We start from the raw sequence: 15,617 nt of genomic DNA, 5'->3' as shown, positions 1-15,617 counted from the left end.
CCTAATTCGCGATCAACCGCGCCTCTCTTGAGCGAATGACTGGTCGAACAGTTTTGGAGTTGCCCAGCTCGGTCCGGCTTAATTCCGGAAATAATGCCAGTATTTCAGCCTGCGTCCGCCGTTCAGCCTGCGTCACAGCGTGCCCTGGGTAATAGCTTTCGTTCTTGGCACCATTTGCGAAGATGATTTCATGGCGATCAAACAAAAGATGGTAATAGTCGATCTCATCCACCGGAGCGCGCGTGACCGTATCGCCGTTTACCAAACAATGCGCTGCAATCAGAATTTCGGAATGACCATAGAAATACTGCGCGCGCCAGTCGTCGATTAACATGCGATGCTGCGGCGATACCAACAACGGGTGTGACAAGCCAAAGGTGCCTGCTGAAAACCTGACCGGCGCAAACGTGTCATTTGCCGCAACCGTTGTTTTTCCGGTCCACAACAACGGCTGCGCACCACGATCCAGAGTCATGACCAGATCACCGGGCTGCAAGTCTTCAACTCTGCGCTGACACTTCGGCGTTTCGATCAATGTCCCCGCAGTAAAACAGGGCGGCGCCAATTCGCCACCGGCAATGTCGACCGAACCAAAAGACCCACCGGTATCGCTGAAATCGGTAACAGACGAACTGACAAAGGTCCCTTGCTGCAGAAGCTGACCGTCGGTTGGCGTGAAAACCTCACGACCGTCGGCCAGATAAAACGTCACCCCTGTATAGGTCACCTGACCACCACCTGGCAGTTGGATCGTCACGATATCGTCGAAATAGGATGCCGTTATGTCCTGCCCATCGACGGAATCGTTATTCAATCGATTGATCAGACCGTTGTCATTCTGATCAACAATATCAAATTGCGAAACGGTCAGAGTCGACCCGACTACGGTACCGTTGGCACCGGGGTTTGCTGGGTCGAGCACAAAGAACTGATCTGTATACGTCGTAGGCATTCAGAATCCACTTCTGCCGGGGTATCACCAGGCATTCTATTGCGCGTTCCCGAAGAAACCGTGGCCAAAGCTAGGCGTTTTAGGTGTTGGATCGCAAGATTTGACACAAATTGGCGTCGAAAACGAAAAGACCTGCGTGGTTTCTGAGTCACGCAGGGCTTTGGAACGTGTTCGACAAGTGGGCCTACTCTGCTGGAACAGCCTCAGCTTCGTTGGTCAGCGGATGGCTGAGCTTGTTCAGCATTTCCTTGGGGCAGACCTGAATAAAGTTACCCTTTTCCACATCCCAGTGCTGCAATACGTCGGCTGCCTTGCGGCTGTGCGTTTCTGCCGCGTGACGTTCGACAAGCGATCTCAGCTGATCTTCCCAATGGTCCACCGTTACCGGGCAGGTCACCAGCGTTTCCAGATTCATCAACGCCTCTGCTTTGCCATCGGGGTCGTACAGGTAAGCCATGCCGCCGGTCATGCCAGCGCCAAAGTTGGCACCGATCTCACCCAGAATGACGGCCACGCCTCCGGTCATGTATTCACACCCGTTCGAGCCGCAGCCCTCAATCACCACCTTGGCGCCCGAGTTTCGTACCGCAAAGCGTTCACCCGCGCGGCCTGCGGCGAACAGGTGGCCGTCGGTGGCCCCGTAAAGGACCGTGTTGCCGATGATGGTGTTCTCATCCGCTTTCAAGGGGCTGATCTGTGGCGGGCGCACGACAATGGTGCCCCCCGACAGGCCCTTGCCGACATAGTCATTGGCGTCGCCCGAAACTTCAAGCTTGAGACCCGGTGCTGCAAACGCGCCCAAAGACTGACCGGCCGAGCCTTGCAGTTTCACATGCAGGTGATCGTCCTGGAACGTGTTCCGCATTCCAAAATTCTGCACGATATGGCTGGAGACGCGCGTACCCACCGTGCGGTGCGTGTTCTGCACCGCATAGGACAGCTGCATTTTCTCACCATCTTTCAGGAACCGGGCCGCGTCACGCACGATCTCGGCGTCCAGCGTATCGGGTACCGCGTTGCGCTCTTTTTCGCGGTCATAAACGATGTCATGTGCGCCATCGACAGTGATCAGCAACGGGTTGAGGTCCAGATCATCCAGATGCGCTGAACCCCGGCTGACCTGCGCCAGAAGGTCCGCGCGCCCGATGATCTCTTCAATGGACCGCGCGCCCAGGCTGGCCAGCAGCTCGCGCACTTCCTGCGCGTAGAAGGTGATCAGATTGACAACCTTGTCCGCATTGCCGGTGAATTTGGCCCGCAAGCTTTCGTCCTGCGTACAGACGCCAACCGGGCAGGTGTTCGACTGGCACTGACGCACCATGATACAGCCCATCGCGATCAGCGCGGCAGTGCCGATCCCGTATTCCTCGGCCCCCATCATCGCGGCCATGACGATGTCGCGCCCGGTGCGCAACCCGCCATCGGTGCGCAGGGTCACGCGGTCGCGCAGGTTGTTCATCGCCAGAACCTGATGCGCCTCGGTCAGGCCCATCTCCCATGGCAGACCGGCATATTTAATGCTGGTCGCGGGCGAGGCCCCGGTGCCGCCATTATGGCCCGAGATCAGGATCACGTCCGCCTTGGCCTTGGCCACACCGGCAGCAATCGTGCCCACGCCCGAGGACGCTACCAGTTTCACGGTCACCTTGCAGCGCGGATTGATCTGCTTGAGGTCATAGATCAGCTGCGCCAGATCCTCGATCGAATAGATATCGTGATGCGGCGGCGGAGAGATCAGCGTCACGCCCTTGGTCGAGTGACGCAGACGTGCGATCAGGTCGGTGACCTTCATGCCCGGCAGCTGACCACCCTCACCAGGTTTCGCCCCCTGGGCCACCTTGATCTCAAGTTCCTCACATTGGTTCAGGTACTCAGCCGTCACACCGAACCGGCCCGAGGCCACCTGTTTGATCTTGGCGGACGGGTTGTCGCCATTGGGCTCTGGCACAAAATGCGCCGGATCTTCACCGCCTTCGCCCGAGTCGGACTTGGCCCCGATCCGGTTCATCGCCACGTTCAGCGTTTTGTGGGCCTCTGGGCTCAATGCACCAAGGCTCATGCCCGGCGTGACAAAACGTTTGCGGATCGAGGTGATCGACTCGACCTCTTCAATCGGCACCGGCTTGCCCATTGGTTTGAAATCCATCAGATCACGCAGATGGATCGGCGGGTTCGATTGCATCTTGGCCGAATACTGCTTCCACAGCTCATATGAGGCTCTGTTACAGGCCATCTGCATCATATGCATCGAGGTCGCTTCCCACGCATGGGTCTCACCCGACTGGCGCGCCTTGTAGAAACCGCCGATGGGCAACACGTCCAATCCACTGTCCCAACCTTTGGCGTGAATCTCTTCAAGCTTGGTCTGGATCCCGGTAACACCGATGCCTGAAATACGGCTGGTCATGCCGGGGAAGTACTCAGCCACCATCGCACGGCTGAGGCCAACGGCCTCAAAGTTCAGACCACCGCGATAGGACGAAATCACCGAGATCCCCATCTTGGCCATGATCTTCAGCAGACCCTGGTCAATGGCTTCGCGATAACGCGCGACATTCTCGGTCAAAGTGCCATCCAGCAAGCCACGATCAATACGGTCGGCCAGCGAATCTTCGGCCAAATAAGCGTTTACAACGGTCGCACCGCAACCGATCAGGACGGCGAAATAGTGCGGATCAACACATTCCGCTGACCGCACGTTCAGCGAACAGAAGGTCCGCAGCCCCTGCCGCGTCAGATGCGAATGCACCGCGCTGGTCGCCAGGATCATCGGCATCGCCACGCGACCTTCGCCTGAGTTCATGTCCGACAGAACCAGATGCCCGGCGCCCGAGCGCACGGCCTCTTCTGCTTCGGCTCTAACACGGGCCAAGGCGGCGCTGAGCGCGCCTTGTCCAGGCTCGAAGCTACAGTCAATCTCTGCCAGTGGCGCGTCGAAGCTTTCGACGAGCTTGTCCCATTGCGCATTGCCGACAAAGGGGCTTTCCAGAACCACGATTTCGGTCTGACTGCTGTCTTCGTCCAACACGTTCTTGAGGTTGGCAAACCGCGTCTTCAGCGACATCACACGGTATTCGCGCAAACTGTCGATCGGCGGGTTGGTGACCTGGCTGAAATTCTGCCGGAAGAAATGGCTGAGCGGGCGGTATTGCTTGGACAGAACCGCCGAAGGGGTATCATCGCCCATAGAGGCCAGAGATTCTTTGCCATCTTCGGCCATCGGCGCCAGGATCTGCTCCAGTTCCTCAACCGAATACCCGGCTGCGATTTGCCGCTTGCGCAGCTCTGGGCCCGAGAAGATTGGGGTTTCGGTTACGCCTGCCAGCGATTCATCCAGATCGTTGATCTTGGCGACCCATTCACCAAACGGCAGCGCCCGGGCCAGTTTGTCCTTGATCTGCTTGTCGCGGTACAGCTTGCCCTTTTTCATGTCGACGGCCAGCATTTGACCGGGGCCAAGCGCGCCCTTTTCGACAACGCTGGATTCGTCAATGGGCACCATACCCGCCTCAGATCCAGCGATGACCAGCCCGTCACCAGTGACCACATAGCGCATCGGGCGCAGGCCGTTCCGGTCCAACCCGGCACATACCCAACGGCCATCGGTCATCGCCAAAGCCGCCGGACCATCCCACGGCTCCATCACCGAGTTGCAATAGGAATACATGTCCCGCCAGGCTTGCGGCAGTTCGACCGCCTGTTTGGACCAGCTTTCCGGCACCAGCATGGTTTTCGCCATGGGCGCGGAACGACCTGCACGCACCAAAACCTCAAAAACCGAGTCTAATGCGGCCGAATCCGACGATCCTCCGGCGATGATCGGCTTGATGTCTTCGGCATAGTCGCCAAAGGTGCCGCTGGCCATGCGGATTTCGTGGCTTTTCATCCAGTTGATGTTGCCCTTCAGCGTGTTGATCTCGCCGTTATGGGCCAACATGCGGAATGGTTGCGCCAGCCACCATTGCGGGAAGGTGTTTGTAGAATACCGCTGGTGATAAATGGCAAAGGCAGATTCGAACCGCTCGTCCATCAGGTCGGGATAGAATACCGCAACCTGCTCGGCCAGCATCATGCCCTTGTAGATGATCGACCGGCAGGACAGCGACGCCAGATACAGGCCCGAAATTCCCACCGCCGCCGCCGCTTTTTCGATACGGCGACGGATGACATACAGCTCGCGCTCGAATGTCTCTTCGTCCACACCTTTGGAGTTCGAGATCAGGATTTGTTCGATCTCGGGGCGGGTCGCGTTGGCCTTTTCACCCAGACAGGTCACATCAACCGGCACATGGCGCCATCCATAGATGTAGTAACCCATGCGCAGCACTTCGGTTTCAACAATCGTCCGACATTGCTCCTGCGCACCGAAATCGGTGCGCGGCAGAAAGACCTGACCGACCGCGATCAGCTGATCCAGCTTGGGCTCATGCCCGGTGCGACGGATCTGGTCGTAGAAAAACGAAACCGGGATCTGCACATGGATCCCTGCGCCGTCACCGGTTTTGCCATCCGCATCCACCGCGCCTCGGTGCCAAATCGCCTTGAGCGCATCAATGCCCGCGTCAACTACCTTGCGCGACGGCTTTCCATCGACGGACACAACAAGCCCGACGCCGCAGGACGAATGCTCTTCCTCCTCGGAATAGAGACCATTTTCCGCCATCCACTTGCGCTTGTTCTCTTCCGCCCGCACCCAATCGGCATCGTATTTGGTCATTGGCTGTCTCCTTCTTCCGAGGGGCATCGCTGCGTCGTCCCCGGGTTTGATCTGTGCTGGCGTCCGGCTGCGAACGCCGCCCCTTACAGAGCATGTTTTGATGAACTGCTGCGGGCCGTTATTCCGCCGCGACTGCCGCTTTCGCGTTGAACCGGTCGATGATTGCGTCAGCGCAGTCGCGCCCGTCACGGATGGCCCAGACCACCAGTGACGCACCGCGTACAATATCGCCGATGGCATAAACGCCGTCCATTTCGGTCGCGCCGGTTTGGAACGCCGCCTTGACGGTGCCCCAGCGGGTCACAGGCAGATCGGGCTGGCCGAACAAGGTGGGCAGGTCTTCAGGTTCAAAGCCCAGCGCCTTGATCACCAGATCAGCCTCTTCGACATAATCAGCGCCCTCGATCACTTCGGGGGCTTGGCGGCCCGAGGCATCGGGCTGACCCAAACGCATTTTCTGCACCATGACGCCCGAAACCTTGTCATCGCCGGTAAAGCCTTTGGGCGCGCTCAACCATTCAAAGATCACGCCTTCTTCTTCGGCGTTTTGCGTTTCGCGCTGTGAACCAGGCATGTTGGCACGGTCACGGCGATAAAGGCATTTGACCGAGGTCGCGCCCTGTCGAACCGAGGTCCGCACACAATCCATCGCGGTATCACCACCGCCAATCACCACGACCTTTTTGCCCGCTGCATTCAGGCGGCCATTGTCGAAGTCTTCAACATCGTCGCCAATGCTTTTGCGGTTTGAGGCCGTGAGGAAATCAATGGCTTTCTCAATCCCGTTCAACCCGCTGCCAGGCATTGAAAGGTCACGCGATTTATAGACACCCGTGGCGATGATCACAGCGTCATGTTTGCTGCGGATCTCTTGAAACTTGTCGGCATCGACGTCGCAGTTCAAAACAAACTCGACCCCGCCATCGGCCAGCAATTCGTTGCGCCGCTGAACCACGTCTTTTTCCAGTTTGAACCCCGGAATGCCATACATCAGCAATCCACCTGCGCGGTCGTAGCGGTCATAGACGGTCACCTGAATACCCGCGCGCCGCAACATGTCGGCCGCGGCAAGGCCACCGGGGCCGCCACCAATAATGCCAACGCTTTCGCCGCGCTCGACGCTCGGTGCCACGGGCTTCACCCAGCCTTTGTCCCAAGCGGTATCGGTGATGTATTTTTCAATCGTGCCAATGGTGACCGTACCATGCCCCGATTGCTCGATCACACAATTGCCTTCACACAGGCGATCCTGCGGGCAGATGCGGCCACAGATTTCCGGGAAGGTATTGGTGGCTTGGCTGGTCTCATACGCCTCTTCCAACCGACCGGTTGCAGTCAGGCGAAGCCAGTCAGGGATGTTGTTGTGCAAGGGGCAATGCGACTGACAATAAGGCACACCGCACTGGCTGCACCGGCTGGCCTGCTCAGCGGCCTTCTCGGCGGCATATTCCGCATAGATTTCGTCAAAGTCTTCTCGGCGGTCGTCTGCGGCACGCTTTTCCGGCATGTCGCGATCGATCTGCACAAACTTGAGCATCGGTTGCTTGGCCACGGGTCAGACTCCATGAATTGGCTTGGTCGCGCCTGTTTAGGGGATAGGGTAGAGGATGAAAAGTCAGTATTACTGACATAAATGACAAAATACCACCCCACACCGCCAATTTTCGGAAAAAATGTGCGGAAAATAGAACCGAATCGGACCTATTATGAGCTCTTCCCTTTCTGACGTCACAAGAATACCCATTGAACCCAAGTTTAGCGTTACAATTTCACGGCTGGGTTGATGAGTCTTTTTCAATTGATTCTCGTGGCGATCATTCAGGGGGTCACTGAATTTCTGCCAATTTCGTCATCGGGACATCTTATTCTTCTCCCCGGCCTGACCGGCTTGGACGATCAGGGGTTGGCGATCGACGTAGCCGTGCACGTTGGAACACTTGGGGCGGTGGTTCTGTATTTCTGGCAGGATGTAAAACAGGCTCTGATCGGAATACCGCAGATCTTATCGGGACGGATCACCTCTCCTCAGGCGCGTTTGGCGTTGTGCCTTGGGATTGCGACTATCCCAGTTGTACTTGTCGGTCTGGTCCTGCATGTCACAGGCTGGAACGAGGCGATGCGGTCGGTTGCCGTAATAGGCTGGGCAATGTTGGGCTTTGGTCTGGTCTTATACGTGATGGATCAGCGCGGTGCGCAGACCAAAACAGCCGCAGATTGGGGGATCCGTGATGCGGTTGTCATGGGTCTGTGGCAAGTTCTGGCACTGATCCCCGGCACGTCGCGATCCGGGATCACAATCACCGGCGCAAGGCAGCTGGGATATTCTCGCGAGGACGGCGCACGCATCGCCATGCTCATGTCGATCCCGACGATTCTGGCCTCGGGTGCGCTGCTGTCGGTCGATGTGATCCGTCAAGCGGATGCGCAATTGGCCAAGGACGGTGCTATCGCGGCCGCATTTGCGTTCATTGCTGCCTTGCTTGCTCTGACGCTCATGATGCGCCTGCTGCGCAGTATCAGCTTCACGCCCTATGTGATCTATCGGGTGATCGTGGGCATCATTCTGTTGGTGATCGCCTATAGCTGATCAGCTGCGCAGGTTCTGGGCCGAGTTCTGAATGTCATCGTATTGACCATTTGGACGGTACTTCCATAGGTATTCTGGCAAAACAGACTCAAGCGCCGTGGGGCGGATACCCAATTCGGCAAAGCCTTTTGCATCATCCGCCATAACATTGTCACGTGCCAGGTTTTTCAACTGATCACGTGTCAGGATATTGTTCGGGAACAGCTTGAAACTGACGAATTTGAGGATGTCCAGGACACCAGCCATGATACGCGCCGCAAAGAAGGGCACCGACAAGATCACCCGACGGCGATGGATCACATCCAACATTTGCTGCATCAGCGCGCGGAAGGTCGCAACTTCGGGCCCGCCCAACTCATAGGTACCGGGGGCAGCTTGTCCCAATACGCCTTTGACCGCCGCCTGAGCCACATCATCCACATAAACCGGCTGGAATCTGGTCTCGGCCCCCACCAAAGGCAGAAACGGACCCATCCGTGTCATGGCTGCAAACCGGTTAAAGAACTGGTCTTCGGGGCCAAAAATCACAGAAGGGCGCAGGATGATCGCGTTGGGCATATGGGCCAGAACTCCGGCCTCGCCTTCGGCTTTTGTGCGGGAATAGGCGCTGGCGGCGTCCGCATCGGCACCAATTGCCGACACATGCACCATCCGGGGAATGCCATTCGCCGCTGCCAATCGCGCGACACGTTCAGCGCCCTCGGCCTGCACGCTGTCGAATTCGTTTTTGCCCATCTCGCTCAGGATGCCCACGCAATTGACCACCGCGTCTGCTCCATGCATGGCCGCATCAACCGAGCCATCGTCGCGAATGTTGCACAAGACAGGTTCGACCTGCCCCACCGCACCATAGGGGCGCACAAACATCGCCTCGTTCGGTCGCCGCACAGCCACCCGAACGCGCCAGCCCTCGGCTGCCAGTCGACGCGTGATATACCGGCCGACAAATCCCGATCCACCGTATACCGTGACCAGTTTGGACATGATGGCGCTCCTGCTGTCTGGGTCCTGAATTGATGTAGCGTTCTCGCGTCGTGCAAACAAGCTGCAATTGCGTCGCGCTGACCCAGTTCAACAGTCTGTCAAACGCCGGTTCAAAAAACTTTCAAAAACTGCCTGAATCAGGTTGACGCCCCCGGCCACTCGGCTTAAACGCCCCTCCACGACACCTGCCCAGGTGGCGGAATTGGTAGACGCGCTAGCTTCAGGTGCTAGTGTCCGTATGGACGTGGAGGTTCGAGTCCTCTCCTGGGCACCACTTCTTCCGAAAAACATATCGCTGCCAAATGGTTAATGGATTTACCTTGACTTCCATCTGCCTTTGAATCAACCCAAGTCGGCGATCATACCGCCATTGGTCTTGTGTTCATATTGCATCGTACGGCCTAAGTAGTCGCAGGTTCGATTCCTATACGGGTCCCCACTGTTTCTCGTAAATAAAACAGTATCTTACGCAACATCCGGCCGACGCGAGCTTCGACCAAGACATCCTGTTTTTGCGCGCCTGGGGGACATATAGGGGACAAAGATCATATCTTTGGAGCGTTGTCAGAGCGAAAGGTGTTTGGGCGGCAAGCCAATGAAGATCGCTCGAATCCAGGTGGGTTGTCTGAATGCTCATTTTCGTAAACAAAACCGGCGCGCTTGCTGTCACCGGGAAAAGATGACCGCAAAACTCTTTTCGAGATTTCACTGCTATTCCACAAACTCCTCAATCAACTCCGGCCCGTCATCGTCGCGTCCAATGGGTGCAACCTTGTGGTAACGCATGCGCCCATCCCATTCGGTCCCGAGTTCTTGGGCTTCATCATGATCAATTTCGCCAGCCATCCACGGCACCAGCTTCTCATTTGTCAGGATGACCGGTGACCTGGCGTGGATGTGTTCTATTTGATGTAAAGCGGGACGGGTGAGGATTGTACAAGTATTCAGGCCGGATGAGAGGCGCGAGTAGAGGCCCGCGAAGTACATACAAGGGTCATTGGTATCTGCCTTGATAACCCAAGGCTGCTTGGCCCCTTTGGAACCTGTCCATTCATAGTAGAAACTGGCCGGGATAATGCACCGGCTGCTCTTCCAAGCGACCCGGAACGAACCCAGTTTATTCGCTGTTTCTATCTTCGCGTTGAATGTGGTCGGTTTCCACTGCTTTACGTCTTCCTTGAACCAGTGCGGGACAAGCCACCACCGGGCCGTTGAGCTTATCAAGCGGTCGTCTTGGATGAAGGCCATATCCAACATCTGAGTGGGCTTCACGTTCCAGCTCATCCTCAGGTCTTTGGCGTTCGGGTCCCGCTTTGTCGGGATCGGGACACCATTCACGATCCAGTTCTGAAGGGCATAGAGCTCTGCCCATGTCATATCAGGTCTGCCGAGTCGTCCGCACATTGGAGAAGCTTATCTGAAAGATGAAAGCGTTTGTGGGCCTTTTTCCGATCAGTTCCACGGGCATCGAATGAAAGGCCCAACCCAAAGCGGTCTTCATTAAGATTTGGTTAATCTCAAATCCTCGGGGGATTGAAACCTTGTACGATAAGCGCCCTGGGGCCACCTAGTCAGATAACTCATTGGTATCTTGAGAGGCATTCAAGATGAACAAAGTAACGTTAACATGTGCGATTGGCATTTCGCTGCTTGTGGCCGCATGCGGAGCACCGACCACGCCAACTCAGGCTCAGGTCCAGCATGACGCTCGCTGCGCTGCAGGGATCCTGGGTGGCGCTGCTCTTGGAGGGGTCGTTGGAAATCGCTTCGGTGGCGGATCGGGCAAGACATTAGCGACTGCAGCGGGTGCAGGCGTTGGGATGTATGCGGGACAATCAGTCTGCAACTAAAAGCTTGCAATCCGATCCACACACGGATTTCGGAAACGCCGGCCTACCGGGGCCAACCTTTGAATTCTCAGAATAACCAAATCTGTGTAACCCACTTCACTGACCAACGCGGTAGAATCAACGATATTGGGTTCAGTTAAAGAGTTAGCGCTCATGTTGAGTTTGGAGCGCGAGATTTTTTCACTGTCCTCCCTGTCAACTGGGGCGCGCTTAGTTAGAGCGCGCCCTTTTTCGTCCAGAACAGCACCTTTGCCCAGCCTTGCCCCAAGATCCCCTCGCCAACTTGAGACGCGCAAGTCTGTGCAGCTATGACGGGCTCCTAGATCTCTGAATAGCCCAGCCTTGAAAGGGCGCTGGCGACAGCCGGTTCTGTCGGATTCAAACTTCCTTCGCGCGCCCATTTTTTGATGCATACTTCCGTATCTCTGGGTCTCGCAAAATCACTATCTTTCGCCAAAATGACGATGGCAGCTTCACGCGGTGTAAGTCCCATCGCCTCACAGACCCCCATTGCATAGAGCTGGTCATCTCTTTCACTCACTACCAAAGATACCTTCATGGCCGAAAGCGCCATGTCTACACCGATTTCATAAACCATTGTTTTCAAAACCCTATTAACCCACTGACATGTAGTACAATGGATTTGGTGTTCGAAGCTTTGGTAACGATTAAGCGAAAATTACATCTTCTTCATCGGACGGCACGCTGCAAAGGAATGACTTGGGAGAAGTGTTCAGACTTCGCCAAGTTTTATGACGCTTATTGAGTAGCCGATTTCGAATGAGCGGATAAAACCGCCGTTCGATTCCTGCACTGATGCAATGGCATTGGCGGTACTTTGGGTTTTGGGAATTGTCATTGCACTACGGGAGGTGAGAATACGCCACAAAATGACCATTTAACGTTTCGATTGACCGAAATTCACAAGCGCAATTCATCACCGCGAACCATCTGCCAAGTAACAGCAGACTAAAGCGGTAATGAACCAAAAATGAAACATTTGGACCTGATCGTTCAGACATTGACGGAACAGCGTAAAACAGCAACCGGTGATGCGGAACTTATTTTTGATACCACATGGGCGTTGCGCGAGACTTTCGAAGCGGACGGCACTCCCCTGGAAGACGCTGTACGCATAGTTGCCCGTGTCCTATACGACCACACCTTATTGTCCTTTCGCACGGTCGATCAGCGGAAACCCGAACGGTAAACCTCGCACAGGTTTTTTGTCTTAGCCTTGATCGCAAAGTGAAGTGTTGCGGCGATCCATTGAGACCGCCGGACTAAAGGGCCATTCACGGTTACATGAAAATGGCGACAGCCATTGCGCCAAACCCGGCACCAGAAGTATGCGTAAATTTGGTATTCAGCGCGGTCTCGCCTTAAGATCAGGCACAAAGGATTTCGGCTTATTTTGCTGCTAGAGTGAAAGCGCCTAAAGATGGGCGTGAACAACTGACAGCGCGTGATTGAGAGTGTTCACTGCGAACTCTCGTTTATTGTCTGGATCATTCAGAGGCAAACCTGCGTCTTCCTGTTCTGCCTTGTCGCCCACTGGAAACTTATCGCCTTCCAATACTGTGCCCCAAACCTTTATATCCTTGAGTCCCATGGGGTCGACAGTCAATGGGTTGTTTTCCAGTATCGTGAAGTTCGCCCGCTTGCCGGGTTCGATGCTCCCAAGGTCCTGTTCAAGACGATGAGAATAAGCGGCGTTGATTGTCACCCCGCGCAAGGCCTGTTCGACCGGGACTGTTTGGTCCTGTCCCGCCACCCGACCGGAACTCGTCACGCGGTTCACGGCGCACCACATCAGGAACAATGGATCACCGGGTGCCATCGGCATATCTGAATGCAGTGACCAGGAAACACCCGCCCGATCCAGATCGCCAAGACGGACCATCTCATTGGCGCGTGCAGGACCAAGACCGGTTTTACTGTATTGATCCGCAAGTGCCGTAACGTAGTAGGGATTTGCGGAAACAATCGCACCCAGACGCTTGATACGATCGATCTGATCTGGCGCGCTCACAGCAAAGTGCACGATCACCGTTCTATGATCGAAACGCGGGTTTCTGCGCAAGTTTTTCTCTAAGGCGTTCAATACACGGTCCAACCCAGCATCGCCGTTGACGTGAACATGGACTTGGTATCCGGCGTCCCAATAGGTTTGAAATGCGCGCTCAAAGGCCGAAAGGTCCATCATCCATTCGCCGTGATAGTCGCCAAGCGGATCATCCCTGAGTTGGATGGCAAGGGAATAGATCGCACCGTCAGCAAATAGCTTGACGCTGCCTTGCGCCATGCTGGTCTTGCCACCATACCAATCGACCAAGGCTTCGGTCTGTTCGATCACCTCGACATCATTGTCAAATTTGGCAATCAGGCTTTTTCCATCCGGAATGAAGCTCCAACGAAACGGCATTGAGGGTGCCGAGAATATAGCGTTCACCGCGTCCTGAACCGGGCGCGCCAGAATACCGCCGGGCTCGTTGCCGTAGGTCACGCCTTTTGCATGCAGGTAATCGCGCATGGTCTCTAAACCGGAGCGGAACTTTTCAGGGGTTGCCACGTATGGCGCAATCAAAGGCAGAACCGCAAATAAGCCCTGTTCCCAGAAGTGTCCATTCTCGAAGCTGGACTGCATCTTTTCCGAGTCGGACCAGGCATCCATGACCTCTTGAGTAATACCTGCGATTTCCATGGCCGCTGAATTCAGAACGAATTCGTGACAGGACCTCGACCAAACAAAGATCGGGCGGTCACTGCTGATCTGGTCCAGATCATTCCTTGTCAGAGGACCATAGAATGCCGCGTGGTATCCCCACGTCATGACAGGTGTGTCAGGGGCTGCCTGAGCATTCGCAGCGTCTGACAACCGCGTCAAAAAGTCATCCTTGTCCACGACGGCGCGCGACAAACCTTGCGGCAGGTCCCAGTCCTCGATTGACAGAATGACGGAGGACAGGCTTAAACCGCCCAAAACTGGGTGATCATGCTGGGCGATAAAACCGGGAACGATGATGTAGTCTGCGAAGGTGTCATCAACGGTGAAGGGTTGCTCACCAATCGCCTCTTGTACTTGATCTATCGTGCCAGTCGCCAAAATCCGACCGTTCACAACGGCAACTGCTTCGGCGCTCGGAAGGTCAGGATCAAGTGTGACGATCTCGCGAGCCGTAAAAATTGTGACTTCATCAAGATCCAGTATCGCTCCGCCAAGATCGGTCAGCGTGCCTTCTTGTCCGAACAATGTACTCGGAGTAGCGAGGATCGTTGTGCTTGTCAGAAAGGATCTTATAAATGCGCGTCTGGACGTGTTTCCCATGGTGAATGCCTCTCCTTTATGCGCTGAGTAACGCAAAAGACTCAGATGTTTTCAATGCAAGTTGCCGAAAGATGCTGGTAAGCCGCGCCACAAGCCCGGCTACTCGAAGCATTGTTGACTTGGCTCCTTTTGAGTTGCATCTCCTAATGGAGACTAAAAGAAGCGTTTCGCCCGTCTCCGCAGAGCCGGCTTCGGGCTCGAAGCGGTCGTTGGTCAACGCATGCGCACCGGTCCGTATTTCTTAGGTATTCGCTCTGGATTGCGCCAATACCTGCCTTCTTCTTTCCCCGCATAGTTTGTCTGAAAGAACCGTTGGCTCGCGTGTTTAGTGGTCATTCCTTTCCGTCATTGCGAAATGAGGACAGATAGAGGCCGTAATCTTTTTTGTCCTGACAGCTGTCTAAGCTTGACTTGTCCAGAGCGTGATTGATTGAGCCGATTTCAGCACTACATTCATGGTACCCCACTCACTGACGGCCCGCGTTGTCTCTGTCCCCTCCAGAAAGCGCGACAACGCGGGTTTACTAGCTGAGATAGGTGACGGACTTGCGGCGTGGCTTGTTCTGCGACCCCGCACTAGGGTATCTCAATAATAAAGGATCGAGAGATTCCTTTGGTGTCGTTCCAGCCAACGGTCCGCCCTCCACCCCCATTTTTGATCCAAAGAGCGGCAACATCTTCTCCGCCATCATGGTTATTGGGTTCGCTACGCGTCCACCGATTTAGGGTATAGCTTTCACCAGAATCCCATACCCAACCCCCCGAAGGTTCACGAGCGCCTTTCGACTGATACAGTCCGATACTGGGCCCGTGGCGGTGTTCGGGATCATCCGAAGTCCACAATCGGCTGTCGCTCTGAGCAAGCTTCATAACGAAGTCGTATTCTGCCGCCGAGGTTATTGACGCAAGGGTACCGCCACTACGCCGCGCAAGGGCACGCGCCTCCGCCAATGAGTGAGACGACCAGGTCAGCACAACAACATACAGCCTTCCGTCGAAGTTTCCAACGACGAGGTCTTTACCGGGAAACACTCTGCGCACACGGGATAGCCGACTGTCAGGTGAAGCTTTTGCAATGATGCTTTCCGTTGCGTTTGTTCCGCTGTCTACTGAACCTGTTGTCCTTTGCCGCGACGCCAAAGAAAGCAGCATCTCATATGTATTTTCATTGAGATATCCTGTCTGAGACAAACCGTTTG

11 protein-coding genes and 1 tRNA gene are annotated in these 15,617 nt (G+C 55.5%); 4 read left to right on the top strand and 8 right to left on the bottom strand.

Annotation, left to right across the window (positions count from 1 at the left end):
* Nucleotide 1: 1 nt before the first annotated feature.
* The 3 genes from GOV38_RS21710 to GOV38_RS21700 form a co-directional block, all read right to left on the bottom strand.
* Nucleotides 2-952 carry a Hint domain-containing protein gene (locus tag GOV38_RS21710; RefSeq protein ID WP_171210306.1) on the bottom strand — a complete coding sequence of 317 codons (951 nt, stop codon included), beginning with the start codon at nucleotides 950-952 and terminating at the stop codon, nucleotides 2-4.
* A gap of 184 nt (nucleotides 953-1,136) precedes the next feature.
* Entirely contained in the window at nucleotides 1,137-5,669 is a 4,533-nt protein-coding gene (gltB, locus tag GOV38_RS21705) for a glutamate synthase large subunit (protein WP_171210305.1), read from the bottom strand.
* A 118-nt stretch (nucleotides 5,670-5,787) separates the two neighbouring features.
* Nucleotides 5,788-7,221: an NAD(P)-dependent oxidoreductase gene (locus GOV38_RS21700; protein WP_171213038.1), complete on the bottom strand. Its 1,434-nt coding sequence runs from the start codon at nucleotides 7,219-7,221 to the stop codon at nucleotides 5,788-5,790.
* Between the two features lie 231 nt (nucleotides 7,222-7,452).
* On the opposite strand from GOV38_RS21700, the gene GOV38_RS21695 reads away from it, so the two are divergent.
* Nucleotides 7,453-8,256: an undecaprenyl-diphosphate phosphatase gene (locus GOV38_RS21695; protein ID WP_171210304.1), complete on the top strand. Its 804-nt coding sequence runs from the start codon at nucleotides 7,453-7,455 to the stop codon at nucleotides 8,254-8,256.
* Here the strand turns inward: GOV38_RS21695 and GOV38_RS21690 are convergent, their stop codons facing one another.
* The gene (locus GOV38_RS21690) at nucleotides 8,257-9,240 is read right to left on the bottom strand and encodes a complex I NDUFA9 subunit family protein (RefSeq protein ID WP_171210303.1); all 984 of its coding nucleotides are present in this window, start codon (nucleotides 9,238-9,240) and stop codon (nucleotides 8,257-8,259) included. It lies immediately after the preceding gene.
* Between the two features lie 187 nt (nucleotides 9,241-9,427).
* Between GOV38_RS21690 and GOV38_RS21685 the strand changes: the two genes are divergently transcribed.
* Nucleotides 9,428-9,514: transfer RNA gene (locus GOV38_RS21685), tRNA-Leu, on the top strand.
* 437 nt (nucleotides 9,515-9,951) lie between these two features.
* On the opposite strand, the gene GOV38_RS21680 is transcribed toward GOV38_RS21685, so the two are convergent.
* Nucleotides 9,952-10,644 (bottom strand): SOS response-associated peptidase, encoded by a 693-nt coding sequence (locus GOV38_RS21680; RefSeq protein ID WP_171210302.1) that lies wholly within the window; start codon nucleotides 10,642-10,644, stop codon nucleotides 9,952-9,954.
* A 203-nt stretch (nucleotides 10,645-10,847) separates the two neighbouring features.
* Between GOV38_RS21680 and GOV38_RS22510 the strand changes: the two genes are divergently transcribed.
* Nucleotides 10,848-11,090, top strand: coding sequence for a glycine zipper 2TM domain-containing protein (locus GOV38_RS22510; RefSeq protein ID WP_171100176.1), 243 nt, complete (start codon nucleotides 10,848-10,850; stop codon nucleotides 11,088-11,090).
* Nucleotides 11,091-11,409: 319 nt separating this feature from the next.
* On the opposite strand, the gene GOV38_RS21670 is transcribed toward GOV38_RS22510, so the two are convergent.
* Nucleotides 11,410-11,697, bottom strand: a complete 288-nt coding sequence (locus GOV38_RS21670; protein WP_171210301.1) for a hypothetical protein — start codon at nucleotides 11,695-11,697, stop codon at nucleotides 11,410-11,412.
* A gap of 384 nt (nucleotides 11,698-12,081) precedes the next feature.
* On the opposite strand from GOV38_RS21670, the gene GOV38_RS21665 reads away from it, so the two are divergent.
* Nucleotides 12,082-12,300 carry a hypothetical protein gene (locus tag GOV38_RS21665; protein WP_171133855.1) on the top strand — a complete coding sequence of 73 codons (219 nt, stop codon included), beginning with the start codon at nucleotides 12,082-12,084 and terminating at the stop codon, nucleotides 12,298-12,300.
* A 225-nt stretch (nucleotides 12,301-12,525) separates the two neighbouring features.
* Here GOV38_RS21665 and GOV38_RS21660 read toward each other — a convergent pair whose 3' ends face one another.
* Complete coding sequence (locus GOV38_RS21660) at nucleotides 12,526-14,418, bottom strand: amidohydrolase (protein ID WP_171210300.1); 1,893 nt, start codon at nucleotides 14,416-14,418, stop codon at nucleotides 12,526-12,528.
* Nucleotides 14,419-14,994: 576 nt separating this feature from the next.
* Nucleotides 14,995-15,617 (bottom strand): lectin-like protein (locus GOV38_RS21655; RefSeq protein WP_305848769.1); only part of this gene is annotated, 623 nt, incomplete at its 5' end.

This window comes from Ruegeria sp. HKCCA5839 (assembly GCF_013035585.1).
In the GTDB taxonomy this organism is placed as follows: domain Bacteria; phylum Pseudomonadota; class Alphaproteobacteria; order Rhodobacterales; family Rhodobacteraceae; genus Ruegeria.
Note: the sequence above shows the minus strand (reverse complement) of the source record. Positions and strands in the feature narration are given on the sequence as shown.

What these genes read in the sequence shown, in the direction of transcription:
- gltB (WP_171210305.1), bottom strand. Translation starts at nt 5,669, where the DNA reads ATGACCAAATACGATGCCGATTGGGTGCGGGCGGAAGAGAACAAGCGC.
- GOV38_RS21665 (WP_171133855.1), top strand. Translation starts at nt 12,082, where the DNA reads ATGAAACATTTGGACCTGATCGTTCAGACATTGACGGAACAGCGTAAA.
- GOV38_RS21680 (WP_171210302.1), bottom strand. Translation starts at nt 10,644, where the DNA reads ATGTGCGGACGACTCGGCAGACCTGATATGACATGGGCAGAGCTCTAT.
- GOV38_RS22510 (WP_171100176.1), top strand. Translation starts at nt 10,848, where the DNA reads ATGAACAAAGTAACGTTAACATGTGCGATTGGCATTTCGCTGCTTGTG.
- GOV38_RS21690 (WP_171210303.1), bottom strand. Translation starts at nt 9,240, where the DNA reads ATGTCCAAACTGGTCACGGTATACGGTGGATCGGGATTTGTCGGCCGG.
- GOV38_RS21660 (WP_171210300.1), bottom strand. Translation starts at nt 14,418, where the DNA reads ATGGGAAACACGTCCAGACGCGCATTTATAAGATCCTTTCTGACAAGC.
- GOV38_RS21710 (WP_171210306.1), bottom strand. Translation starts at nt 952, where the DNA reads ATGCCTACGACGTATACAGATCAGTTCTTTGTGCTCGACCCAGCAAAC.
- GOV38_RS21695 (WP_171210304.1), top strand. Translation starts at nt 7,453, where the DNA reads ATGAGTCTTTTTCAATTGATTCTCGTGGCGATCATTCAGGGGGTCACT.